Below are 24,109 nucleotides of genomic sequence, written 5' to 3' on the forward strand. Positions count from 1 at the left end.
ATGATTTTACAGGCTAGCAAGCGTGGATGTTTATGATGTTCGTGACGTGTTCGGCCTAAACTTTTTGGCGTTTGTGCCGATAGCACTATTAGAGCAATTTTTCGATATTATTCCTGGCTTTAGCGCTATGGTGGAAAGGGAAAACCAACATGACAATCGGTACTATCAATACTTCGTCAACCTATACCCCAGCAAGTCTACAGGCTGCAGCACAGCCTGATATTCGTGCGGCAATGGATAACGCAGCCAAGCAAAGTCAAGATATGCCGGCTAGCCAGACTAAGGTGTCGATTTCAGACCAGGCTCGCCAGTTGCAGGCTGATGATGCCATGGCGCAGAAGACAAAACCGCAAGAGACGGAAAAAGATATGGGAGATAAGGCCGAAGCTTTTGCCTATGGTGCATTGGGAATGGATCATCCTGATGAGGTCAAATCCAATAGTGACGGCTTTTATAACGCCGGACAGTGGTTGGCTGCAGCGGGAACGGTCGCGACCGTTCTATTGGCTGTCGCCTGACAGCTTGAAAAATTACGCCCTACTTCAATACCGCCCGCAGCCTGATGCGCAGATGACAGGAGAGATGTACCAACATGTTAGTCACTCCCGTACAGGTGGGCGCGCCTGCCGTTGCCCCGACGATTAATCCGCCAACCGAGCAAACCGCGCGGGATAATCGTGTACGCGAGAAAATTGTCCCCACGACAGAAATGCAGTCATCAGCCCAAGAGCGGGCGCTGAGTAGCGAAGAAAAACAACTCAAGAAGCCGTCATGGGATCCTGCCGAACACCCCAACTACCAGCAAGCCGTTGAAGAAAAGCATTACGGCTATCAAGAATCAATGGAAATGTTGGTTAAAGTCCTGTCGGCTGACAGTTATTTAGCGGATGTCAATGATCTGGGGTATTCCATGCACATCAAGCTCCCCCGAGAACTACTTGAAGCGCTGGAGCAGATCAGCCAGTTCGCGCGCACCAAAGGCGTCGTTGCCCACAAATACGCGCAGGCAACAGTGCCGAACCCGCCAACGGAATATTTGGTGGTATTGTAACCGCGATCCTAGAGTCTAAAAAAAGAGCCAGCATGAGAATGCTGGCTCTTTTTTATATCCAGAGGTTATACCAACCGACATAAATATTTGATCAACTACTTATCCAGATTGGTATTAGCCTCTGGTTATTTCTTCTTGGCGTTGGCAAATGCGGCAGCGAATGCACCGCCCATCGCGTTGTTGCCATTGTCAGCCGGTTTGTTCTGGCGCTGACGTGGCTGGTGATTGCTCTGTGGACGGTTGCCTTGTGAACGCTCGCCCTGAGGCTTGCGAGCAGGCTTGTTGTCTTGGCCTGGCTCGTCGCTTAGGCGCATTGACATGCCGATCCGTTTACGTTGCAAATCCACCTCCATCACCTTGACCTTGACGATGTCGCCGGCCTTAACCACTTCACGCGGATCGGACACGAACTTGTCCGACAGGGCAGAGATATGCACTAAGCCATCCTGGTGGACACCGACATCGACAAAGGCACCGAAGTTGGTGACATTGGTGATCACCCCTTCAAGTACCATACCCAGGATCAGATCTTTGACCTCGTTGACCCCTTCGGCGAAAGTTGCGGTCTTGAACTCAGGGCGTGGGTCACGGCCTGGTTTGTCGAGCTCGCTGATAATATCAGTCACGGTTGGCAAGCCGAATTTATCATCAGTGTAGTCTGCGGCTTTGACTGTGCGCAGGAACTCGCTGTTGCCGATGATAGCATCGAGTGCCTTGTCGTTGGCGGCGGCAATGTTCTTGACCACGGCATAGGATTCCGGGTGAACTGCTGAGCTATCAAGTGGGTTCTTGCCTCCCATAATACGCAGGAAGCCAGCACACTGCTCGAATGCTTTTGGCCCAAGACGAGAGACTTTTTTCAGCGTAGTGCGGCTATCGAAGCGGCCGTTCTCATCACGGTAGCTGACAATGTTCTGGGCTATGGTGCTATTCAAGCCAGCTACGCGGGTCAGCAGGGCAGGTGAAGCCGTGTTGACATCGACACCCACGGCATTTACACAGTCCTCGACCACCGCATCCAGTCGTTTGGCCAGCATGCTCTGGCTAACATCGTGCTGGTACTGGCCCACACCGATGGATTTCGGATCGATTTTCACCAGCTCCGCCAGCGGATCTTGCAGGCGGCGGCCGATAGATACCGCGCCACGCAGTGACACGTCCAGATTCGGGAATTCATTGGCGGCCAGCTCGGAAGCCGAGTAGACCGATGCCCCGGCTTCGCTCACCATTACGCTTTGGATCTTGAGGTTGTTGTCTTTGAGCAAGTTGGCAACAAAACTGTCTGTTTCACGTGAAGCAGTGCCGTTGCCGATCGCAATCAAATCGACATCATGCTTGTTAAACAGTGCCAGCAAGGTTGCTTCGGCTTCGGCAACACGGGATCGGGCGGTGTGTGGATAGATAGTGGCAGTATCAAGGACTTTGCCGGTGCTATCGACAACCGCGATCTTACAGCCAGTACGCAAGCCCGGATCCAGCGCCAGCGTCACGCGCGGGCCGGCCGGTGCGGCCATTAGCAAGTCCTTGAGGTTGTCGGCAAACACCTGCATCGCGCCGTCTTCAGCTTTTTCCTTCAGTGCCGCCATGAGCTCGGTTTCCAGGTGCATGGCAATTTTGATCCGCCATGTCCAGCTAATGACTTGTTTGCGCCAGGTATCGGCCGCTTGGGTACCCAAGGTCACCTTAAGGTGGTCGGCAATCATCACTTCGCAGTAGGAGCCGCGAACGCCTTCGTCCTGATTCGGATCGGCATTGAGGCTAATTTGCAAGAAGCCTTCGTTACGGCCACGGAATAAGGCCAAAGCACGGTGGGAAGGGATATTCTTGAACACTTCGCTGTACTCGAAGTAATCCTTGAATTTGGCACCTTCCTGCTCCTTGCCTTCCACAACTCGAGAGGTGAGCTCGGCTTGAGATAGCAAATGGCGGCGAATTTTCTCCAGTAATGTGGCATCTTCAGCAAAGCGCTCCATCAAGATGGCGCGGGCACCGTCGAGCACGGCTTTGCTATCGGCAAAGCCTTTGTCGGCATCGATATAGGTTGATGCGCTTTCTTCCGGCGTTTGGCTTGGATCGGCCCATAACGAGTCGGCCAGAGGCTCAATACCGGCTTCAATGGCAATTTGCCCTTTGGTACGGCGCTTGGGCTTGTAAGGCAGGTAGAGATCTTCCAGGCGGGTCTTGCTGTCGGCATCGTTGATAGCCGCTTCGAGCACGGCTGTTAGTTTGCCCTGCTCGGTAATGGATTTGATGATCACCTGGCGGCGATCTTCGAGCTCGCGCAGGTAGCCAAGGCGCGATTCGAGGTTGCGGAGTTGGGTATCGTCCAGTCCGCCGGTCACTTCCTTACGGTAACGGGCCACGAAAGGCACGGTGTTACCATCATCGAGCAAAGTGATTGCCGCTGTGACTTGTTCCTGGCGAACATTCAGCTCGTTGGCAATCAACTGGTTGATCGTATTGCTCATCCGTTCATTTCTCTTGTTGTCTTGTATAAGCCCATTCTACGGGCGATTGGAAGGCAGGCAAGGCATTGTGTGTTAGCGATCTGTCAGTATCTGACAGCGTTATCAAACCGCCACTATTGATAGCGGATACTGTTGACAAACCACTCTTTTTTGCCTGCAGGTGTGTTGACCTCCACCTCGTCATCGACTTCTTTTTTCAACAGGGCACGGGCCATGGGGGAGTCAATCGAGATGTAGTCGTTGCGGCCGTAGATCTCATCCGGGCCGACAATACGGAAAGCCTTAGTCTCGCCTTCGTCGTTTTCGATCTCGACAAAGGCACCAAAGAAGATCTTGCCGTCTTGTTGTGGTGAGTAATCGACAACCTGTACTAGCTCCAGACGCTTGCGCAGGTAGCGCACTCGGCGGTCGATTTCACGCAGGCGCTTTTTATTATACTGGTAGTCGGCATTTTCGGAGCGATCACCGAGGCTGGCGGCCCAAGTGACTTTCTTGGTGACCTCTGGGCGTTCTTCCTTCCATAGGAAGTCGAGTTCACGTTTAAGCTTGTCATAGCCCTCGCGGGTAATGAGGTTGGTTTTCATTGCAGGGTCCGGTTATCTATCGGGTTGCTGAAACTGAATGTCTCACTTGTTTCACATAGTCGTTCGGTGCGAGTCACAGATCAAGTGTCAGCGACTCAGAATGCGTATTGTTTTGGATAGTTCATTGGATTTAGGTTAGTTTAAAAGGTAAGTAAACAAAGGGTGTCGTTGCGGTAACAGAGCAAAGCACCAGAAAACTGGCGTTTTTGACATAAACGGTAACAATTTAGTGGTTATTTTAGCTGCATTTTTCAGCTAACCGCTGGGTGCGTCGAGTAAAATACGGCCAAAGCACGATAACTTTGGTCGATGCAAGTAAGGTGAGATATGCAGGAAAATTATAAGATTCTAGTTGTTGATGATGACATGCGTCTGCGCGCGCTACTGGAGCGTTACCTGTCAGAGCAGGGATTCCAAGTGCGTAGCGTGGCCAACGGTGAGCAAATGGACCGCTTATTGTCCCGTGAAACTTTCCACCTGATGGTATTGGATTTGATGCTGCCGGGTGAAGATGGCCTATCGATTTGCCGCCGTTTACGTAATGCCAACAACATGCTGCCGATCCTGATGCTGACTGCCAAAGGTGACGAAGTAGACCGCATTGTCGGCTTGGAAGTCGGTGCGGATGATTACCTGCCTAAGCCATTCAACCCGCGTGAATTGCTGGCTCGTATCCGTGCAGTACTTCGCCGTCAAACTGTTGAAGCGCCTGGTGCCCCGAGTGTGGATAGCAAGGTTATCGAGTTCGGTGAGTTCCGCCTGAACTTGGGTACCCGTGAAATGTTCCGTGGCGAAGAGTCAATGCCGCTGACTTCGGGTGAGTTTGCAGTATTGAAAGCCTTGGTGACCAATGCTCGTGAGCCGATGTCCCGTGACAAGCTGATGAACATGGCCCGTGGCCGTGAATATTCGGCGATGGAGCGCTCGATTGACGTTCAGATCTCGCGCCTGCGCCGGATGATTGAAGAAGACCCAAGCCGCCCGCGTTACATCCAGACCGTTTGGGGACTGGGTTACGTGTTTGTTCCGGACGGCAGCGAGGCGTAAGCCATGCGACTGTCGCCACGCAGTACTTTTACCCGGACACTGATCCTTCTGGCTGGCTTGTTGATAGCCAGCCAGATTTTTTCTTACCTGGCTGTCCTCAACTATGCCTTGCTGCCGAGCTTACAGCAGTTCAACCGGATCCTTGCCTATGAAGTGCGCTTGATGCTTAAGGAGGATGTGGAGCTGGCCGACGGTAATACTTTCCACCTTGATACGCCACTGCGCCGTCAGTTGCTCGAGCAACTGGGTGTGACTTTGCATTCTGAAGACGGGACCGATCCGATCCATGATGAGGAGCTGAAGGAGTTTTCCAAGGCGACGGTGATTGAGTATCTCAGTGAGGAGATGACCCAGGAGCTGGAATCGCCGACGGAAGTACGTTTGGTTCTGGGGGCGGACAGTTATGTACTGTGGTTGAAAAGCGAGTCGATACCCGGCTATCTGATGCGGATCCCACTTTCTGAATTGCAGGAAGATGATTTCTCGCCGCTGTTCCACTACAGCCTGATCATTGCCTTTATGGTGATTGCGGGTGGCTGGTTGTTTATCCGGATCCAGAACCGACCTTTGGTGGCACTGGAGCAAGCGGCCTTGCAGGTTGCTAGGGGCGAAACGCCACCGGTGTTACCTGAACGTGGGGCATCGGAGATTCGCGCTGTAACCAAGGCGTTCAACAGGATGTCGGCGGGTATCAAACAGCTTGAAGATGATCGTGCCCTGCTGATGGCTGGGGTGAGCCACGACTTGCGTACCCCGTTGACCCGGATCCGCTTGGCGACCGAAATGATGTCACCGGAAGATGGTTACTTGGCCGAGAGCATGATTAAGGACACCGAGGAGTGTAACGAGATCATCAGCCAGTTCATGGACTACCTCAAGTCAACCAAGAAACAGGCAGAGGAAGAGCTGGAACTTAACTATCTGCTGGAAGAAGTCGCGGAAGCCGAAGGGGGCTATGAGCGCCAGGTTGAGCTTGAGCTGACTGAGATCCCCGGTGTCGTTACCGGTAATGGGGTGTCAATTAAACGCTCTATTGCCAATTTGGTGGTCAATGCCCAGCGTTATGGTAATGGTTGGGTTAAGATATCTAGCGGTACGGCTGCGGATCGCAAGAGTGCGTGGTTTTGTGTCGAGGACGATGGTCCCGGTATTGCGCCCGATCAGGTGGCTAGGATGTTCCAGCCGTTGACCCGTGGTGACACGGCACGTGGCACGGATACTGAAGGTACCGGTTTGGGACTGGCGATAGTCAAACGTATCATCGACCAGTACGAAGGGGTCATTCAGGTATCTAACCGCCGAGAAGGTGGCCTGCGGGTACAAATTAGCTTGCCCTTGCTCGTCAAGAAATTACCGGTCAAAAAGTAATAGTTGTTCGTCTGAACCAAGGCCGCGTGGCGTAAAAAAAGCGAAGGTGATATCACCTTCGCTTTTTTATTGCCTGTTGCTGGATATTAGGCATTAGAATAATTTTCTCGTTGGCCGAGCCAGCGGTCGATAATCGCCTTGGCGTTGTCCGGGTAGTTGTCGTGCAGGTAGCGGGCCAGTTTCTGGACTTGCGGGATCAGGTGCTGGTCACGGATCAGATCGGCAACCTTGAAGTCAGCAACACCGGTCTGCTTGGTGCCGAGCAATTCGCCGGGACCGCGGATTTCCAAATCGCGTTGGGCTATCACAAAGCCATCGCTGCTTTCACGTAATACCCCAAGTCGTTTCTGCGCCGTTTTAGATAGCGGGGCATGGTAGAGCAGAACACAGTGGCTGGCGACATTGCCCCGGCCAACCCGGCCGCGTAACTGGTGCAGCTGGGCTAATCCGAGCCGCTCGGGGTTTTCAATCACCATCAGGCTGGAATTGGGCACATCGACGCCCACTTCGATAACAGTGGTAGCAACCAGTAGGTGCAACTCGCCATCCTTGAAGCGCTTCATCACTTGCTGCTTTTCTGCCGGTTTCATCCGGCCATGGACCAAACCGATATTGAGCTCCGGCAACTGGGCCGTTAGCTCGTCGGCGGTATCGGACGCCGCTTGCGCTTCCAGTACCTCGGACTCATCAATCAGGGTACAGACCCAGTAGGCCTGGCGACCTTCATTGAGGCAGGCCGATCGAATGCGTTCGATGATTTCAGGGCGGCGTGAATCGGGCAGGGCCACGGTTTGGATCGGGGTACGCCCCGGTGGTAGCTCATCAATGACCGAGGTTTCCAAGTCGGCATAGGCAGTCATCGCCAAGGTACGTGGAATCGGGGTCGCAGTCATGATCAGCTGGTGCGGATAGCAACCGCCATTGGCCCCTTTCTCCCGTAGCTCTAGGCGTTGATGGACCCCGAAACGGTGCTGTTCGTCAATAATGACCAAAGCCAAGTTATTGAATACGACCTGCTCTTGGAATAAGGCGTGGGTACCCACTACCATTTTGGCTTCGCCACTTTCGATGCGGGCCAGCTCTTTATCACGGGCTTTGCCTTTGAGCTTGCCGGCTAGCCAGCCGACTTCAATACCCATCGGGTTGAGCCAGGAAGCAAAGTTGATGGCATGCTGTTCGGCCAGCAATTCGGTCGGTGCCATCAGGGCCACTTGATAGCCATGCTCGATAGCACGTAGTGCGGCTAGCGCAGCAACCAGAGTTTTGCCCGAGCCGACATCACCCTGAACCAAGCGCATCATAGGGTGTGGCACGCCAAGATCGCGCTCGATATCGGCGACTACCCGTTGCTGGGCGCCGGTTGGGATGAACGGCAGGCTCTCTAGCAGTTTGTTTTTGAGCGTATTACTTTCGGCAAGCGGCCAGGCGGCATGGCGCTGGCTTTTATGGCGCACGGCCAGCATCGACAGGTTCTGTGCCAGCAACTCTTCGAGGATCAGGCGCTGCTGGGCCGGATGCTTGCCTTCCTCTAGCTGATCGAGCGATACATCCGGTGTTGGCCGGTGCATCACATGCAGCGCTTGGGAGAGGGTCATCTGGCGGTCGTACAAGCCTTCCGGTAGCAACTCGCGCACCGCAGACTTGTCGAGCAGGCGCATGGCTTGATCGGTCAGGTTACGCAGGGTTAGCTGGCGTAGGCCATCGGTGGTCGGGTAGACCGGTGTCAGGGTTTCCTCGGTGCTGAGTTCGGTGGGCTCGGAGAATACTTTGTAGTCGGGATGAATGATCTCCAGCCCGTATTTACCGCGCTTGATCTCACCGTAGGCTTTGACCTGTTTGCCTTCGCTCAGGCTGTTTTTCATTGCTGCGTTGAAGTTGAAAAAACGCAGGGTGGCAGTGCCGCTCTGATCGCTGATTTTTACGGTCAGCATCCGACGTTTGCCAAAGGCGATGTTGCTGCTGAGTACCTCGCCCTGAATGGTCAGATGCTGGCCGGCCATCGCACTGGCAATTGGCCAGATCCGGGTGCGGTCTTCGTAGCGGAGCGGTAGGTGGAAGAGGAGATCCTGCACTGTATGCAGGCCGATTTTTTCCAGTTTTTCTGCCATTTTGGCACCAACCCCTGACAGTTCAGTCAGGGCAATGGTATCGAGAAGTTGTCCGCTCATTACTACTCCATTATGGCCACATCCGTTATGGCTACATCCGTTTAAGGTAAGGATTTTTTCTTTTTCGGTTCGGTCGCCTGCATGATGCTCCACCATTGCTCATCGGCAGCAATTTGGCCGTTCTCGTCCAGTGGCGGATAAGGCAGCCCCTTGCGGCGGGCAACCTTGGCCAGTACTGGATGGCCGCGCTCGAACAGGATGCGGTGAACCACCTCATCGGGCAGCGGGGTTTTATCCCTGTTATACATACCGGCATTTTGGCGCTGGCGCTGGGCTTCATACAAGATCAGAGCACTGGCCACTGAGACATTCAGTGACTGTACCATACCTACCATTGGGATGATGATATCCTGATCGGCCATCGACAGGGCTTCAGCGGTGATCCCATTTTTCTCGCCACCCAAGATAACAGCGGTTGGTTTGGTGTAGTCGATCTCACGAAAATCAACCGCAGTATCGGATAGGTTGGTTGCCAATACCTGCATCCCTTGCGCTTTTAGAGCGCCGACTGCATCGACCATTGTGTCGTGGGTTTCGAGTTCGACCCAATTCCGGGCTCCAGCCGAAGTGTGGCCCAGCACTTTCATGCCATCTTTGGGCCATACGGCATGGACCTTGTGGATCCCGACTGCATCTGCGGTACGGACAATCGCCGAGACGTTATTGGGTTTGTGGACTTCTTCCATGCACACCGTCAAGTCTGGCTGGCGGGTGGCAAGGACCTCGTGAATACGTTGGAAGCGTTCTGGGCTCATTGTTATATGTTACCTAAAGAAAACGCCCGAGAACGGGCGTTTTTAATTTTTGACGGGCCAAGCGAGATGCTGGCGCGATTAATTTTTCTGGCGTGAAACACGCACCACATTGGGCATGACTCGGATCCGGCGCATGATATCGGCCAGATGGATACGCCCCTTGGTGGTCAGGCGCACGGTAATGGTATACAGGCGGCCGTCTTTCTCTTCCGTTGCCAGGCCCTGAATATTGGATCCGGTCGCGGCTATGGTATTGGTCAAATCGGCCAGTGCACCTTGGTGATTTTGCATATCGACCTTGAGCGAGGTAACAAACTCTTGCTCGAAGTCTTCGCTCCACTCAACCGCCATGTATTTGTCTGGCTCTTTCTGGTAACCACGGATATTGGCACATTCCTCGCGGTGGATCACCAAGCCTTTGCCTGGGCTGACATGGGCCATGATCGGGTCACCGTGGATAGGGTGACAGCAGTTGGCAAAGGTCAACAAGATACCGTCAGCACCGCGGATCGGCAGGCGTTGATCGGTTTCTTTCGTTGTCAGCTCGTCGGCGTTGCCGAGTAGGCGACGAGCAATGACCACACTCATCAGCTCACCGAGGCCTATCTCTGCCAGCAATTCTTCGAGGCTTGCCAGACGTAGATCGGTCAATACCTGGCGCAGATTACCTTCATCAATCTGGTCGATGTTGATAGCACCGAGGGCATGGTTGAGCAGGCGGCGGCCAAGGGTGATGGACTCTTCGCGACGCATGGTCTTGAGCACTTGACGGATCTTAGTGCGGGCGCGTGACGTCACCACGTAGTTGAGCCAAGCGGCATTCGGGCGGGCACCCGGTGCGCTGATGATCTCAATGGTTTGGCCGTTTTTAAGCGGTTTGCTCAGCGGGTATGGTTGGCGCTCGACACGGGCACCGACACAAGCATTACCGACATCGGTATGTACTGCGTAGGCAAAATCGACCGCGGTGGCACCAACAGGCAATTCAACAATCCGGCCTTTTGGCGTAAAGACGTAAATCTCATCCGGGAACAGATCCGACTTAACGTTTTCAATGAATTCGAATGAGCTGCCGGCGCTTTGCTGAAGCTCAAGTAGGCTCTGCATCCAGCGCTGGGCTTTAACCTGCGCCGTGGTGCCAGAGCTCTCACCGTCTTTGTATGCCCAGTGGGCAGCGACACCTTTGTCGGCCATCTGATCCATATCTTCAGTACGGATCTGGACTTCCACCGGTACCCCGTGCGGGCCGACCAGTGAGGTATGCAATGACTGGTAGCCGTTGGCTTTCGGGATCGCGATATAGTCTTTCATCCGGCTCGGGCGGGGCTTGTACAGGTTATGGACCTGCCCCAGTACGCGATAGCAGGTATCCAGATCCTTGACCAGTACGCGGAAAGCGTAGATGTCCATGATCGAATGGAAGCGCTGCTCCTTGTTCTTCATCTTGTTGTAGATGGAGTACAGGTTTTTCTCGCGGCCTTGCACCGTGCCTTCAATCCCCGCGTCTTTGAGGCGACCCTCAATTTCGGCGTGGATCTTATTAATCATTTCTTTGCGGTTACCCCGTGCGGCAGCCACCACTTCCTTCAAAACACGGTAGCGGTTTGGATACAGGGCTTCGAAACCCAGCTCTTCCAGTTCGGTTTTGATATTGTGGATACCTAAGCGGTGCGCCAGCGGAGAGAAGATCTCCAGCGTCTCGCGGGCAATTCGACGACGTTTATCCGGACGCAGAGCACCCAGGGTGCGCATATTGTGCGTACGGTCGGCCAGCTTGATAAGGATAACGCGGATGTCATGGGCCATGGCCATGATCATCTTGCGGAAGTTCTCTGCTTGCGCTTCTTTGCGGTCGCGGAACTTCAGCTTGTCCAGCTTGGAAACCCCATCAACCAACTCGGCCACGGTGGAGCCAAAGCGACTGTCGAGATCATCTTTGGTGACCTCGGTATCTTCTATGACATCGTGGAGGAGGGCTGCCATCAAGGTTTCGTAGTCGAGGCGCATTTCGGCCAAGATACGGGCAACGGCAATCGGATGGATGATGTAAGGTTCGCCACTGGAGCGGGTCTGCCCTTCGTGGGCATCACGCGCAACTAAATATGCCTGCCTGAGCGCCTCTATTTGAGACTCAGGCAGGTATTCGATTGCGACTTCTTTCAGGCTATCAAAAAGATACAATTCGCCCGGTTCCCTGAATTAACGGTTGTCGCCAGCAATAGCGCTAACAGCTGCTAGCTCTGCTGCTTCTTGCTCTTGAAGTTCCTGACGCTCGCGAGCATCAAGGATATCTTTAGTGATTAGGCCTTCTTCGATTTCACGAAGTGCGATCACTGTGTACTTGTCGTTTTCTTCAGGTACCAGTGGATCCTTACCGCCAGTTTGCATTTGACGAGCGCGGCGTGAAGCAATTTGGATCAGATCGAAACGGTTGCCAATTTTATCAACAGCGTCTTGAACAGTTACGCGTGCCATGGAGGACTCCAGTGGTTATCTATAAGTAAAGAGGGAAAATTGTACAAAAATACTTACTGTTCTGCCAGTAGCGCATTCAACATGCTGCTATATTTAGCAGCTTGTTTGTCTTGCTTCAATCGTTCAGCGCGGATGATGGCTTTAAAATCCAATAAAGCAGCATCGAAATCATCGTTAACGATCACGTAATCGTATTCGTTGTAATGAGAGATCTCTGCGCGGGCTTCTTGCATGCGGCGGGCAATAACAGTTTCGCTGTCTTGACCACGTGCATTCAGGCGACGTTCCAGCTCTTCTTTTGACGGGGGCAGAATAAACAGACTTTTCGCTTGTGGCATCTGCTTGCGGATTTGACGCGCACCTTGCCAGTCGATGTCGAGGAATACGTCGATCCCTTTGTTTAGCTGCTCCTCAATCCAAAGGCGAGAGGTGCCATAGAAGTTACCGAAGACTTCAGCGTGCTCTAAAAATGCACTTTTTTCAGTGAGTTCAGTAAATTCTTCTACGCTGACAAAATTGTAATGAACACCGTGCTGCTCACCCGGGCGCATACCACGCGTAGTGTGAGAGACGGATACTTTCATGTCATAGGTCGGATTTGTTTCAAGAAGGGCGTTAATCAAACTTGATTTACCAGCACCGCTTGGGGCCGACACGATGTATAGAGTACCTTTGCTCATTGCCTATTTTCACTCAGTGATAGAAGGGCGCGCAGATTATCATGATCCGCGTGCAAAAGAAATTGGCTGGCTGCTTGAAAATTCAACTTTTTGTCTACTCTCAGAGAGCCAATAAACTAAGCCTAGTTGAATTTAGTGTTGTCGAGATAACCTTATTTCAGGTTATCTCGATCTTTATGATGAAAGATAGTGTGCCCCATGCCATTACTTTACTTGTTTTTTTCTGGTCGGGTAAAGCCGCCATAGAGGTCGAGCCGCCGGTGGCGCAAGTTTGTGACCGACCCTTCGGTGTTGAGGTACTTGAGCTTATCGAGCTCGACATCGGCAAAGATGATCATCTCTGTATTGGCGCTGGCCTCGGTAATGGTGGCATCGTGGGGGAAATAGATGTCCGAGGGTGAAAAGACCGCGGACTGGGCATATTGGATATCGACATTATTGACCCGCGGTAGATTACCGACGCTGCCACCGAGTGCGACGTAGCATTCATTTTCGATAGCCCTTGCCTGGGCACATAACCGAACGCGCAAATAACCATTTTTGGTGTCGGTCCAAAAGGGCACGAACATGATTTGGACGCCTTGCTCTGCCAGCATCCGGCCCAGTTCGGGAAACTCGGCATCGTAGCAGATGAGGATGCCGACCCGTCCGGCATCGGTATCGAACACTTTTACCTTATCACCGCCATCAATGACCCAGTCTTTTTGCTCGTGCGGGGTGATATGGATTTTGTATTGCTCATCGATACAACCGTCACGGTGGAGTAGGTAAGAGACATTATAGAGGCGGTCATTCTCCAGCACCGGCATACTGCCTGAAATAATATTGATATTGTAGGTGACTGCCATCTGGGAAAACCGTTGTTTGATCTCCTCGCTAAACTCGCTCAGAAAACGGATGGCCTCAACCGGACTGAGGTCGGGTCTGAGTCCCATCAGTGGGGCATTGAAAAATTCAGGGAATAATGCGAAGTCCGCTTGGTAGTTTGACAGTGAGGAGACAAAAAATTCGGCTTGGTCGATTAGATCGTCGAGCGAGACCATTTTGCGCATTTGCCATTGAACGATACCGATACGGACTATTTTTTTTTCGGATTCAATAATGGACGGCATTTCCTCGTCATAAAACACATTGTCCCATTCCAGCAAGGTGGCGTAGCCGCATGACTTGGCATCTTCCGGCAGGTAATTTTTCATGAGTCGTTTGACATCAAAATCATTGGCGAGCTGGAACGACAGGATGGGATCGTGAGTTTCCTTGCGTTTGACCTTTTCGATATATTCGATGACGGTGAATTGATCGGCGACTTTGTGATAGCCGGGAATACGGCCACCCGCCAAGATGGCCTTGAGGTTGACGCTGCGGCAGAGCTCTTTGCGTGCATCGTAGAGCCGTCTGCCGAGGCGAAGTCCGCGGTAATCCGGATGGACAAACACATCCAACCCGTAGAGCGCATCCCCCGCTGCTTGATGTTGAATGACATTTTGTTCGGTGATGATATCGGTATAGGCGTGGTTAAGTGAAAAGCGGTTGTAGTTAACCTTGATAGTGAGGGCTGCCCCTACTATCTTGCCACTGTCTTCAATACAGATTTGGCCGTCAGGAAATTGATGGATCAAATCCATGATCGTCATTCGCGGCCATGCCCCGCCGACATCCGCAAAGACTAAATTCATTAACGCAGCCAGCTCGTCATAATCACTAGGCTCTATTGCACGAAGGTTTAGCAAAGGGGTATTTGTATCCATTCTCACCATCTCTGTCTGTGTTTAAGCGCTGAGTACTGTCACTGGTTGTTGCTCAGCTGTTTATATTATGTATCACACATGTGGGGGGCGAGAATATTTAATTGTTCTCAACATCGTGCGATGAAGAGAAGGCGAGCTGCGAACTTGCGCTGTGCGCTAACCAAAAAAAGCCCTTGTTTCATTAACAGGGCTTTTGGTGTTCGGTGAGTATAGCGGGGGCTTTACTCGATGTTTTGAATTTGTTCGCGCATCTGCTCGATAAGCACTTTTAGCTCAACGGCGGCTGCGGTGATCTCGGTGTTGATTGATTTTGAGGCCAGGGTGTTCGACTCGCGGTTGAATTCCTGCATCATGAAGTCGAGGCGACGGCCACAGGCACCGCCTTTTTTCATGATCTTCTGGGTTTCTTTGACGTGCGAGTCAAGGCGATCCAGCTCTTCGGCTACGTCGCTCTTTTGCGCCAGCATGATCAGCTCTTGCTCGATGCGGTTAGCATCAAGCTCTACCTTGGCTTCTTCTAGGCGGGTCATGATGCGTTCACGCTGCCACTTAATGACTTCTGGCATCATGCTGCGAACCTTGGTTGCTTCCACTGAAATCGCTTCAAGACGTTGGTCGATAAGCGCCTTCATGTTCTCGCCTTCGCTAGCACGGGCAGCGATGAAGTCATCAACCGTGCTGTCAAATGCACTGAGCAAATCTTTGTTGATAGCATCGAGATCTTGCTCTGGCGCTTCCATCACACCCGGCCAGTTCAATACCTGGAACGGGCCAACATTACCTTCACCGGCAGTCTCTTTTACCCACTTGGCGGCATTGATCACCTGCTTGGCCAGATCTTCATTAATTTTCAGCTCGGTATTGGTGGCTGGGTTTACTTCGAAGCGCAGGTTGCATTCAACCTTGCCGCGGGCCAGGCGCTTGCGGAAACGCTCACGCAGAACAGGCTCTAGGCTGCGAAACTGCTCTGGCATACGTAGGTAAGTTTCTAGGTAGCGTTGGTTTACCGAGCGGATTTCCCATACGGCAGTACCCCAATCGGCTTTAACTTCGCGACGGGCGTAGGCGGTCATGCTATGAATCATTGGCTAGTGGCCTCTAATAGTGGTGGTTGATAACTGCTTTGGGTGGGTTGCTTGTGGCAAGCCACCGTCATAACGTGGAGGTGGTGCGCAGTTATCCGGATGCCAAGAGTATACTTAGCCTTAAGCATATACCCAAGTAACTTGGGTATATGCCGACTCTGCCCGCACTCGGTACGGGAAAAGCCATGCTGGTTGGGTTTCGCGTGCACAACCGGTTGGTTGTGGCTATAATCGCCGGTTAATGTCATCCAGCCAGAGGGAAGCCACTGATGCGTCCAAGCGGAAGAAGCAACAACCAAGTTCGTCCTATTACTATTACCCGTAATTTTACTGCCCATGCCGAAGGTTCGGTGTTGGTTGAATTTGGTGATACCAAGGTGATTTGTACCGCAAGTGTGGAAGAGAATGTGCCGCGCTGGCTAAAAGGTAAAGGTCAAGGTTGGGTGACGGCTGAATATGGCATGCTGCCGCGTGCAACCCACTCGCGCAATCGCCGTGAAGCTGCTGGTGGTAAGCAGGGTGGTCGTACGATGGAAATCCAACGCCTGATCGCTCGTAGCCTGCGTGCTGCAGTTGACTTGGAAGCGCTGGGTGAGCAGATGATCACGGTAGACTGTGATGTTATCCAGGCCGATGGCGGTACGCGTACTGCATCTATCACCGGTGCGATGGTGGCCTTGGTTGACGCTATCAACTATATGCTTGAAAAGGGGACGCTGAAAGCCAGTCCGCTTAAAGGTATGGTTGCGGCTGTTTCTGTCGGTATCTACAACGGTGAGGCGATTTGCGATCTGGAGTATGTCGAAGACTCGGCGGCAGAAACAGACATGAACGTGGTCATGACCGAAGAAGGTAAGATGATCGAGATCCAGGGTACTGCTGAGGGCGAAGCCTTTAGCCACGAAGAATTGCTGGCCATGCTGGCTCTGGCCAAAGACGGCATTGCCGATATCGTCAGCATTCAGAAGCAGGCGCTGGAAAGTTAATTTTTTGAAGCGGTTCCTATTGGAGCCGCTTTTTTTTGGCTTGGATGTCGCTTTGCCTGAAAGCGAGATCCGGGCCATTGATTTAAATAGTAATGACTAGTTGCATCTATTAAGGAGAAACCATGAAAGCATATCAGCGTCAGTTCATCGAATTTGCCTTGGAGAAAGGGGTATTGAAGTTTGGTGAGTTCACTCTGAAATCCGGCCGTAAGAGCCCGTACTTCTTCAATGCGGGTTTGTTCAATACGGGACGTGATCTTGCACGCCTAGGCCGTTTCTATGCTGAGGCATTGGTGGATGCAGGTATCGAGTACGATGTGTTGTTCGGTCCTGCGTACAAGGGGATCCCAATTGCGACCACCACGGCTGTTGCATTGGCTGATCATCATGATGTTGATACCCCTTATTGTTTCAACCGTAAAGAGGCCAAGGCTCACGGTGAAGGCGGTAATTTGGTCGGTAGTGCGCTGGAAGGCCGCATTATGTTGGTGGATGACGTGATCACTGCCGGTACGGCGATCCGTGAATCAATGGAAATCATCAAGGCCAACGGTGCTGACTTGGCCGGTGTGCTGGTTGCCATTGACCGTCAGGAAAAAGGCAAAGGCGAGCTGTCGGCAATTCAGGAAGTCGAACGAGACTTCGGTTGTGCAGTGATCTCTATCGTGTCGCTGGGCGATGTGGTGAGTTACCTAGCAGAGCAGGATGGCATGGAGCAACACCTCGAAGCAGTGAAGGCCTACCGTGCGGAATACGGGGTTTAAGGTGTAAGAACCTAAAATGTAGTTTATGGATAAAGCGAGAGGTGAAAACCTCTCGCTTTTTTATTGAATTGTTAATTAAGGAACGAGGATTTCGCGCCGCTCTTGACCCAGTTCAGCACTGAGAAGGTGCCAGTAATCGTCGAAGTTCGCCGTCGGCTTATACTTGAAGTTTGAGCGGACAAATCGGTTGAGGCTGCCTTCAACCTGACCGAGAAGCTGGGCGGCTAAGATGGATTCGTCAACCGGGAAGCCTTTGCCTTCACGCAGCTTGCGCTCACGCAGGATCTGTCGCAGCTGGGTTTCGATACGCTCAAACAGCTGGTTGATGCGAGCCTGAAGGCGGTCTTGTTCAAACATCAGGGCGTGACCGGTCATTATACGGGTCAGGCCCGGGTTGCGCTCGGCAAAACCGAGGATCAGTTGCAGCACCATGCGCAGGCGTTGAAGGGTGTCTTTTTCATCATCGAGGATGCGGTTGATTCGGGTGGTGATAGCGTCTTCGATAAACTCGATCAGCCCTTCGAACATTCTCGCCTTGCTTGGGAAGTGGCGGTAGAGGGCGGCTTCTGAGACACCAACCTGAGCTGCCAGCTTGGCGGTTGTAATACGTTGGCTGCCTTGGGCAGATTCCAACATTTGTGCCAGCGCTTGCAAAATTTCTTCGCGGCGGTTGTTTTTCTTGTTGCCAGCCATGAATAACCGTTCCTTTTCAAAATAAGACTGTCATTGGACAGGGTGAAACCCGCATATCTTAGCGGCGTAATCCGGTTGTGAAAAGCATTGCCCGCCGATACTGATCTCTTTATCGACAAAAAAAGCCCAACCTGAAGGGCTGGGCTTTATATTTGATCTTATTCGGTTAATTCCTCAGCACCGGCGGTGGGAATTAATCTTGTTGCCCAGCTTTGAATAGTTCGACTATTTCATCGATTAACTGAGTGCCAAGCTCTGCCTTATTGGCTAGCGGCAAGGCTTTATCACCTTTTGGCCAATATAGGTGCAGGGCATTTTGATCGCTGTTGAAGCCTTGCCCTTCGTTCGACACGTCATTGGCACAGATCAGATCAAGTTGTTTACGTGCCAGCTTACTGCGAGCGTACTGTTCGACATCCTGGGTCTCGGCCGCAAAGCCGACAGTGAACGGGCGGCCAGCTTCAAGCGCGGCAATACTGGCAATGATATCCGGGTTTTTCACCAAGCGGATCACCATGTCATCCTCACCATCTTTCTTTTTCATTTTCTGCTCGGCAACCTCTGCCGGGCGGAAATCGGCGACGGCAGCGCAGCCGATGAATATATCACTGGCTGGCGCATGTTCCTGTGCGGCCTGGTGCATTTGCTCGGCGCTGTCAATATTGATACGGGTCACGCCATGGGGCGTGGCCAAGTTGGTCGGGCCGCTGATAAGAGTGACGGTGGCTCCACGTTTAGCCGCAGCTTCGGCAATCGCGTACCCCATCTTGCCGGAACTGTGATTAGTCAGATAGCGAACCGGGTCAATGGCTTCACGGGTCGGGCCGGCAGTTATAGTCAGAGACATACCGCCGAGGTCGGCTGGCTTAAAGAAGTCTTCTGCCAAGTGAACCAGCTGCATTGGTTCGAGCATCCGGCCCGGGCCGACATCACCACAGGCCTGTTCACCGCTCGCTGGCCCCCAGATATGGCAGCCGCGCCGGGCGAGGGTGGCAATGTTTTCTTGGGTGGCCGCATGGCGATACATCTGTTGGTTCATTGCCGGGGCGACAGCTATCGGCGAGTCGGTTGCCAAGCATAGGGTGGTGAGCAAGTCGTTGCCCATACCTGCGGCCATACGTGCGATCAGATCAGCGGTTGCCGGGGCAAGCAGCACCAAGTCGGCCCATTTGGCCAGCTCGATGTGGCCCATTGAGGCCTCTGCTGCAGGATCCAGCAAACTGTCGGATACCGGCCTGCCGGAGACTGCCTGCATGGTGAGCGGGGTTATGAACTCCTTGGCGGCCTTGGTCATAACGACTTGTACCTGTGCGCCGCGCTCAATGAGCCGACGAGTTAGCTCTGCACATTTATAGGCCGCGATGCCGCCGCTGATCCCAAGGAGAATTTTTTTTCCTGCCAAAGTTTGCATCTTATTGCCTGCTCTCGATATCCGGAATGTTAATGCGCCACACCTTACCACCAAAAATTGGTAGTCACCAAAAAAAGCCAGCTTCCTTGCTCGGGATCAAATTTGGTGTGGGGCTGTTGTTAAGGGCTTATGGATGAGGCTTTTGGGTTGCGATCCAGTTGGCAGCTTGGTATCGGGTATTGCAACTCAACCATGCTTTTTTGTGCAGGTGGTAGGAGATACAGTGACGTACCTTGCTTAATACCGAGGAGGGAGCTTAGCTAAGGCTTCAGGAGGTAGATATGTCGCTCAAGTTATTACCGGTGCAGTCTCGGCCGAGGGAGAAGTTATTGGATCGCGGCCCCGGGGCCTTATCGGATGCCGAACTGCTCGCTATTTTCTTGCGTACCGGTATTACCGGGATGAATGCGATAGAACTAGCGACAGAGCTGCTGGACAAGTTTGGCTCGCTGCGGGCACTGCTGGCAGCCGATAAAGCCACGTTTTGCCAATATAAAGGGCTAGGACCGGCCAAATATGCCCAGTTGCAAGCGGTTTTGGAAATGAATCAGCGTCACTTTGAAGAGACGCTCAAGAAGGAAGATGCGCTGACAAGCCCTGCTCATACAAGACGTTATCTCAGCCATGTGTTGCGCGATCGCCACCGTGAAGCGTTTTATATTTTATTTCTTGATAACCAGCATCGGGTGCTCAATGGAGAGGTACTTTTCGAAGGAACAATCGATGCTGCGAGCGTTTATCCGAGGGAAGTTGTAAAAAGATCACTAGAACTTAATGCAGCCGCGCTCATTTTAGCGCATAATCACCCGTCAGGCGTGGCAGAGCCAAGTCAGTCAGATCGCCGAATTACCCGTCGCATCAGTGATGCACTGGCGTTGGTGGATATTCGAGTTCTGGATCACTTTGTTGTCGGTGACGGAGAAATCACTTCTTTTGCAGAGCGAGGATGGCTATAAAATCGTCATTTTTTGCTTAAAAAGTTGAGAAAGGACTGCTCGGGACTTGAGCAACTGGTTTTGACTTAGTATAATGCGCGACCTTTGATAGCTGTGGTTATGTGTGAGAATTGCTTTTCACATTGAAATAGCCACGGTAGATATCGAGCTGAAACGATTTGGAGAAGACAGTAATGTCCCGAGTATGCCAAGTAACTGGTAAGCGTCCTGTAACGGGTAACAACCGTTCACACGCACGTAATGCCACCAAGCGTCGTTTTCTGCCGAACCTGCAAACTCATCGTTTCTGGGTAGAAAGCGAAAAACGCTTCGTTAAACTACGCCTTTCTGCGAAAGGTATGCGTATCATTGATAAGAAAGGCATCGATGCCGTTCTTACTGATATGCGTACTCGCGGCGAGAACGTTTAAGAGGATTTGAACAATGGCTAAAGGCATTCGTGAGAAGATCCGTCTAGTATCATCTGCTGGTACAGGCCACTTCTACACTACCGACAAAAACAAACGTAACATGCCAGGCAAATTCGAGATCAAGAAATTTGATCCTGTAGTTCGCAAGCACGTTATGTACAAAGAAGCGAAAATCAAGTAATTGATTGATAACTTTTTTGATAAAAACCCAGTTTTCTAACTGGGTTTTTTTATACCTGAAATTTGCCACACCAACCCCAAAAACGCCTTCTCCTCCCTTTACCCGTGCCATTACACCTGCATTATTAGTACCTTAACGGTATAGTTTTAGGTATATCTTCCTATTTAGCTTTCAAGGAGTGCCGCAATGAGGCTATCTCGCCGTGGCTGGAACAATGTGATGATTATCGCTGTGATCTGCTTTATCGCCGTGGTACAGCTACCTGAGCTTGTTAAGCAGCGTTTTGGTCAAGAGGGTTTGGCGCGAGAAGGCTCAGGTATGGCGATGCTGCTGCCCTTCGAGTCGACTATTGAACAGTTGCATCTACCCCAGACCAGCCTCCAGCGAGAGGGCGGTGAATGGGTTGCCCGTCCGCGGGTTGCTCTGCCGGCCGCTCAATTGATCAGTCATTGGCAGGCATTGACGGGGACGGCGATAAGTAATGAGGTGGTCGGTAAGCTCAAGTCAACCCTGCCACCGCCAAGCAGTGTCGAGATTTGGCTTGCAGGTCAGGAAGAGCCGGTCAGGGTCACGGTCTACCAGCAGCCGCAATATTGGTTATTGCAAAACTGGCAGGGCGAATGGTTGGCGGTATCGGTGGAAGCAGCCTATTTGTTTCCGCCGGTGTTATAGTTGACAGCATAATAATATCGCCAAGATAGAGAATGTCATGCCTGAATTACCTGAAGTTGAAGTGAGCCGGATGGGGATTTCGCCCCATGTTACGAATCAGACCGTCACCAAAATTATTGTTCGCAACCCCAAACTGCGCTGGCCGGTGCCGCAAGAGATCAGCCAAATTGAAGGGCAAGTGATCCGCCGGGTTACCCGTCGCGCCAAGTATCTGATGCTCGAGACTGACGCCGGCTATGCCATTATCCACTTGGGGATGTCGGGCAGTTTGCGGGTTCTGCCGTCTGGGATCCCACCGGAAAAACATGACCATGTCGACCTTTGCCTGTCGAGTGGTGAGATCTTGCGTTATAACGATCCTCGCCGCTTTGGGGCTTGGCTGTGGCAGTCCGGAGAGGATGTGCATTCGGTCTTGGCTAAATTGGGCCCAGAGCCGTTGAGCGAGGCTTTTACGGTGGATTACCTGCAAGATAAAGCCAAGGGCAAGCGTACTGCCGTTAAGCAATTTATTATGGATAACCATGTTGTTGTGGGTGTCGGTAATATTTATGCCAATGAGTCGCTGTTTGCCGCGGGGATCCATCCCAAGCGTGAGGCCGGTAAAATTTCTGTCCAGCGGCTTGGCTTGCTGGTCGATGAGATCAAATCGGTGTTGGCCTTTGCCATCAAGCAGGGCGGTACCACCTTAAAAGATTTCAAAAATGCCGATGGCAAGCCGGGCTATTTTGCTCAGGAGCTTCAGGTTTATGGCAAGGGAGGAGAGCCCTGCCCACGCTGTGATAAACCACTTAGCGAAGTGAAAATTGGCCAGCGGGCCACGGTCTATTGCAGTGATTGCCAGAAGTAGTGACTCGTTTAACTTGTTATTCCGAGGTTGTTTCAATAGGGCTGAACATCAGTGTCAAGAATTTTGAACCGGCTTTAGCCTGGTGACTCTAGCCCTGTTTACATGCGGGTGCTATGATCCCGCCACACATCGTTATACTAAGTATGTATAACGAGTACAGTTTTGTAAGGTCTATGCAGATGAAGAAGTATTTGGTTACCGGCGCCGCCGGCTTTATCGGAAGTGCCGTGGTAGAGCGGCTTTGTGCCATGGGACATGAAGTGGTTGGGATTGATAACCTCAATGACTATTATGATGTGTCGCTAAAAGAAGCCCGGCTAGCCAGGGTTGCCCACCCGCAATTCACTTTCATTGCTTTGGATCTGGCTGACCGTGACGGTATGGCAAACTTGTTCGCCGAGCAGAAATTTGACCGGGTGATCCACCTTGCCGCTCAGGCCGGTGTGCGTTACTCGATCGATAACCCAATGGCGTATGCTGACAGTAACCTTGTCGGGCATTTGGCTATCCTCGAAGGCTGCCGCCATCATCATATTGAGCATTTGGTGTATGCCTCTTCGAGCTCGGTCTACGGCCTTAACCAAAAAATGCCGTTCGATACCGCGGACAGTGTCGATCACCCGATCTCCTTGTATGCTGCTACCAAGAAATCGAATGAACTGATGGCGCACACCTACTCGCATTTATACGGCGTGCCGACGACGGGCCTGCGCTTTTTCACCGTGTATGGTCCTTGGGGGCGTCCGGATATGGCATTGTTCAAGTTTACCAATGCGATTATCGAGGGACGTGAGATCGATGTGTACAACAACGGTGATATGCGCCGTGATTTCACCTATATCGATGATATTGTTGAAGGGATTATCCGTATCCAAGATGAGATCCCAGAAACAACACCAGACTGGACGGTAGAAACGGGTACACCGGCAACCAGCTCGGCCCCATACCGCGTGTTTAACATTGGCCATGGTAGCCCTGTGAAGCTGATGGACTACATCGAGGCGCTCGAAGATGCGTTGGGTATTGAAGCGAAAAAGAATTTCATGCCGATGCAGCCGGGCGATGTCTATGCGACCTATGCTGATACCAAAGATCTGTTCGACGTTACAGGCTACAAGCCGGAAGTGAAGGTCAGGGAAGGAGTGAAAGCCTTTGTTGATTGGTACCGTGATTACTACCAGCGCTGATAGCTAACGACGAGATAGGCAAAGATAAAAAGAAGGAGGCGAACGCCTCCTTCTTTTTTACCGTAAAAGTTATTTCTTACTGAGTTTTTTTTGTAGAGCGTCGCAGATCACCGGATCGACGAACTGACTGACATCGCCTTTATGCAGGGCGACTTCCTTGACGATGGTCGATGAGATGAAAGAGTTCTCTTCGGCCGGGGTCAGGAATACCGTTTCCAGTTCAGGCATCAGACGTCGGTTCATGTTGGCCAGTTGGAATTCGAACTCGAAATCCGAAACAGCCCGCAAGCCACGTACTAATATGTTGGCTTGGTACTCTTTGGCAAAATCGACCAGCAGACCTGAGAAGCCAACAATGTCTACGTTCGGCAGGTGCTGGGTGATCTGTTGGGCCAGTTCTACCCGCTCCTTGAGATCAAACAGTGGTTTCTTGCTTGGGCTGAAGGCAATGCCGACGACAACATGGTCGAACATAGCGGCAGCGCGCTCGATCAAGTCGAGATGACCGTTGGTGATCGGATCAAACGTGCCTGGGTAGATAACGCGGGTTGTCATAATGAGTTCCAGTTAGAA

24 protein-coding genes are annotated in these 24,109 nt (G+C 52.1%); 12 read left to right on the forward strand and 12 right to left on the reverse strand.

Features of this window, described 5'->3' with window-relative positions; translation table 11 throughout:
* The first annotated feature begins 149 nt into the window (after window positions 1-149).
* Together ACVA53_RS03320 and ACVA53_RS03325 are read left to right on the forward strand one after the other, a co-directional pair.
* Entirely contained in the window at window positions 150-518 is a 369-nt protein-coding gene (locus ACVA53_RS03320) for a hypothetical protein (RefSeq protein WP_446504490.1), read from the forward strand.
* A gap of 74 nt (window positions 519-592) precedes the next feature.
* Window positions 593-1,051 carry an ATP-dependent Lon protease gene (locus ACVA53_RS03325; RefSeq protein WP_446504491.1) on the forward strand — a complete coding sequence of 153 codons (459 nt, stop codon included), beginning with the start codon at window positions 593-595 and terminating at the stop codon, window positions 1,049-1,051.
* Between the two features lie 125 nt (window positions 1,052-1,176).
* Here the strand turns inward: ACVA53_RS03325 and ACVA53_RS03330 are convergent, their stop codons facing one another.
* Entirely contained in the window at window positions 1,177-3,519 is a 2,343-nt protein-coding gene (locus ACVA53_RS03330) for a Tex family protein (protein ID WP_446504492.1), read from the reverse strand.
* A 113-nt stretch (window positions 3,520-3,632) separates the two neighbouring features.
* Window positions 3,633-4,103 (reverse strand): transcription elongation factor GreB, encoded by a 471-nt coding sequence (gene greB / locus ACVA53_RS03335; RefSeq protein ID WP_255040310.1) that lies wholly within the window; start codon window positions 4,101-4,103, stop codon window positions 3,633-3,635.
* A gap of 327 nt (window positions 4,104-4,430) precedes the next feature.
* Between greB and ompR the strand changes: the two genes are divergently transcribed.
* Together ompR and envZ are read left to right on the forward strand one after the other, a co-directional pair.
* Window positions 4,431-5,150 (forward strand): osmolarity response regulator transcription factor OmpR, encoded by a 720-nt coding sequence (gene ompR, locus ACVA53_RS03340; protein ID WP_107349746.1) that lies wholly within the window; start codon window positions 4,431-4,433, stop codon window positions 5,148-5,150.
* A gap of 3 nt (window positions 5,151-5,153) precedes the next feature.
* On the forward strand, window positions 5,154-6,518 hold the full coding sequence (envZ, locus tag ACVA53_RS03345; protein WP_255040311.1) for a two-component system sensor histidine kinase EnvZ: 1,365 nt from the start codon (window positions 5,154-5,156) through the stop codon (window positions 6,516-6,518).
* A gap of 86 nt (window positions 6,519-6,604) precedes the next feature.
* Here envZ and recG read toward each other — a convergent pair whose 3' ends face one another.
* The 7 genes from recG to ACVA53_RS03380 all read right to left on the reverse strand — a co-directional run bounded on the left by recG (window position 6,605) and on the right by ACVA53_RS03380 (window position 15,429).
* On the reverse strand, window positions 6,605-8,686 hold the full coding sequence (gene recG / locus ACVA53_RS03350; protein ID WP_446504493.1) for an ATP-dependent DNA helicase RecG: 2,082 nt from the start codon (window positions 8,684-8,686) through the stop codon (window positions 6,605-6,607).
* A 41-nt stretch (window positions 8,687-8,727) separates the two neighbouring features.
* Complete coding sequence (gene trmH / locus ACVA53_RS03355; RefSeq protein ID WP_446504494.1) at window positions 8,728-9,441, reverse strand: tRNA (guanosine(18)-2'-O)-methyltransferase TrmH; 714 nt, start codon at window positions 9,439-9,441, stop codon at window positions 8,728-8,730.
* 78 nt (window positions 9,442-9,519) lie between these two features.
* The gene (gene spoT, locus ACVA53_RS03360) at window positions 9,520-11,622 is read right to left on the reverse strand and encodes a bifunctional GTP diphosphokinase/guanosine-3',5'-bis pyrophosphate 3'-pyrophosphohydrolase (protein ID WP_255040314.1); all 2,103 of its coding nucleotides are present in this window, start codon (window positions 11,620-11,622) and stop codon (window positions 9,520-9,522) included.
* A gap of 18 nt (window positions 11,623-11,640) precedes the next feature.
* Window positions 11,641-11,916 (reverse strand): DNA-directed RNA polymerase subunit omega, encoded by a 276-nt coding sequence (rpoZ, locus tag ACVA53_RS03365; protein ID WP_107349751.1) that lies wholly within the window; start codon window positions 11,914-11,916, stop codon window positions 11,641-11,643.
* 53 nt (window positions 11,917-11,969) lie between these two features.
* Window positions 11,970-12,596 carry a guanylate kinase gene (gmk, locus tag ACVA53_RS03370; RefSeq protein WP_107349752.1) on the reverse strand — a complete coding sequence of 209 codons (627 nt, stop codon included), beginning with the start codon at window positions 12,594-12,596 and terminating at the stop codon, window positions 11,970-11,972.
* 209 nt (window positions 12,597-12,805) lie between these two features.
* Window positions 12,806-14,344, reverse strand: coding sequence for a bifunctional GNAT family N-acetyltransferase/carbon-nitrogen hydrolase family protein (locus ACVA53_RS03375; protein ID WP_255040315.1), 1,539 nt, complete (start codon window positions 14,342-14,344; stop codon window positions 12,806-12,808).
* Window positions 14,345-14,565: 221 nt separating this feature from the next.
* The gene (locus ACVA53_RS03380) at window positions 14,566-15,429 is read right to left on the reverse strand and encodes a YicC/YloC family endoribonuclease (RefSeq protein ID WP_255040316.1); all 864 of its coding nucleotides are present in this window, start codon (window positions 15,427-15,429) and stop codon (window positions 14,566-14,568) included.
* A 269-nt stretch (window positions 15,430-15,698) separates the two neighbouring features.
* Here ACVA53_RS03380 and rph point away from each other — a divergent pair, with 269 nt between their 5' ends.
* On the forward strand, window positions 15,699-16,415 hold the full coding sequence (gene rph, locus ACVA53_RS03385; RefSeq protein WP_255040317.1) for a ribonuclease PH: 717 nt from the start codon (window positions 15,699-15,701) through the stop codon (window positions 16,413-16,415).
* Window positions 16,416-16,537: 122 nt separating this feature from the next.
* Window positions 16,538-17,179 carry an orotate phosphoribosyltransferase gene (gene pyrE, locus ACVA53_RS03390; protein WP_107349756.1) on the forward strand — a complete coding sequence of 214 codons (642 nt, stop codon included), beginning with the start codon at window positions 16,538-16,540 and terminating at the stop codon, window positions 17,177-17,179.
* 75 nt (window positions 17,180-17,254) lie between these two features.
* Here the strand turns inward: pyrE and slmA are convergent, their stop codons facing one another.
* Together slmA and coaBC are read right to left on the reverse strand one after the other, a co-directional pair.
* Window positions 17,255-17,872, reverse strand: coding sequence for a nucleoid occlusion factor SlmA (slmA, locus tag ACVA53_RS03395; protein WP_446504495.1), 618 nt, complete (start codon window positions 17,870-17,872; stop codon window positions 17,255-17,257).
* Window positions 17,873-18,065: 193 nt separating this feature from the next.
* Window positions 18,066-19,283: a bifunctional phosphopantothenoylcysteine decarboxylase/phosphopantothenate--cysteine ligase CoaBC gene (gene coaBC, locus ACVA53_RS03400; protein WP_255040319.1), complete on the reverse strand. Its 1,218-nt coding sequence runs from the start codon at window positions 19,281-19,283 to the stop codon at window positions 18,066-18,068.
* Window positions 19,284-19,564: 281 nt separating this feature from the next.
* On the opposite strand from coaBC, the gene radC reads away from it, so the two are divergent.
* From radC to ACVA53_RS03430, 6 genes are all read left to right on the forward strand, one after another.
* Complete coding sequence (radC, locus tag ACVA53_RS03405) at window positions 19,565-20,239, forward strand: RadC family protein (protein ID WP_446504496.1); 675 nt, start codon at window positions 19,565-19,567, stop codon at window positions 20,237-20,239.
* A 173-nt stretch (window positions 20,240-20,412) separates the two neighbouring features.
* Window positions 20,413-20,649, forward strand: a complete 237-nt coding sequence (gene rpmB / locus ACVA53_RS03410; protein WP_107349761.1) for a 50S ribosomal protein L28 — start codon at window positions 20,413-20,415, stop codon at window positions 20,647-20,649.
* A 13-nt stretch (window positions 20,650-20,662) separates the two neighbouring features.
* Window positions 20,663-20,830 carry a 50S ribosomal protein L33 gene (rpmG, locus tag ACVA53_RS03415; RefSeq protein WP_004405486.1) on the forward strand — a complete coding sequence of 56 codons (168 nt, stop codon included), beginning with the start codon at window positions 20,663-20,665 and terminating at the stop codon, window positions 20,828-20,830.
* Window positions 20,831-21,016: 186 nt separating this feature from the next.
* Window positions 21,017-21,502 carry a hypothetical protein gene (locus tag ACVA53_RS03420; protein ID WP_446504497.1) on the forward strand — a complete coding sequence of 162 codons (486 nt, stop codon included), beginning with the start codon at window positions 21,017-21,019 and terminating at the stop codon, window positions 21,500-21,502.
* Window positions 21,503-21,539: 37 nt separating this feature from the next.
* On the forward strand, window positions 21,540-22,349 hold the full coding sequence (mutM, locus tag ACVA53_RS03425; RefSeq protein ID WP_255040323.1) for a bifunctional DNA-formamidopyrimidine glycosylase/DNA-(apurinic or apyrimidinic site) lyase: 810 nt from the start codon (window positions 21,540-21,542) through the stop codon (window positions 22,347-22,349).
* Between the two features lie 179 nt (window positions 22,350-22,528).
* Complete coding sequence (locus tag ACVA53_RS03430; RefSeq protein WP_274124987.1) at window positions 22,529-23,536, forward strand: NAD-dependent epimerase; 1,008 nt, start codon at window positions 22,529-22,531, stop codon at window positions 23,534-23,536.
* A gap of 69 nt (window positions 23,537-23,605) precedes the next feature.
* Here the strand turns inward: ACVA53_RS03430 and coaD are convergent, their stop codons facing one another.
* Window positions 23,606-24,091: a pantetheine-phosphate adenylyltransferase gene (coaD, locus tag ACVA53_RS03435; protein WP_446504498.1), complete on the reverse strand. Its 486-nt coding sequence runs from the start codon at window positions 24,089-24,091 to the stop codon at window positions 23,606-23,608.
* Between the last annotated feature and the right edge of the window lie 18 nt (window positions 24,092-24,109).

Source organism: Photobacterium sp. DNB23_23_1, assembly GCF_052873815.1.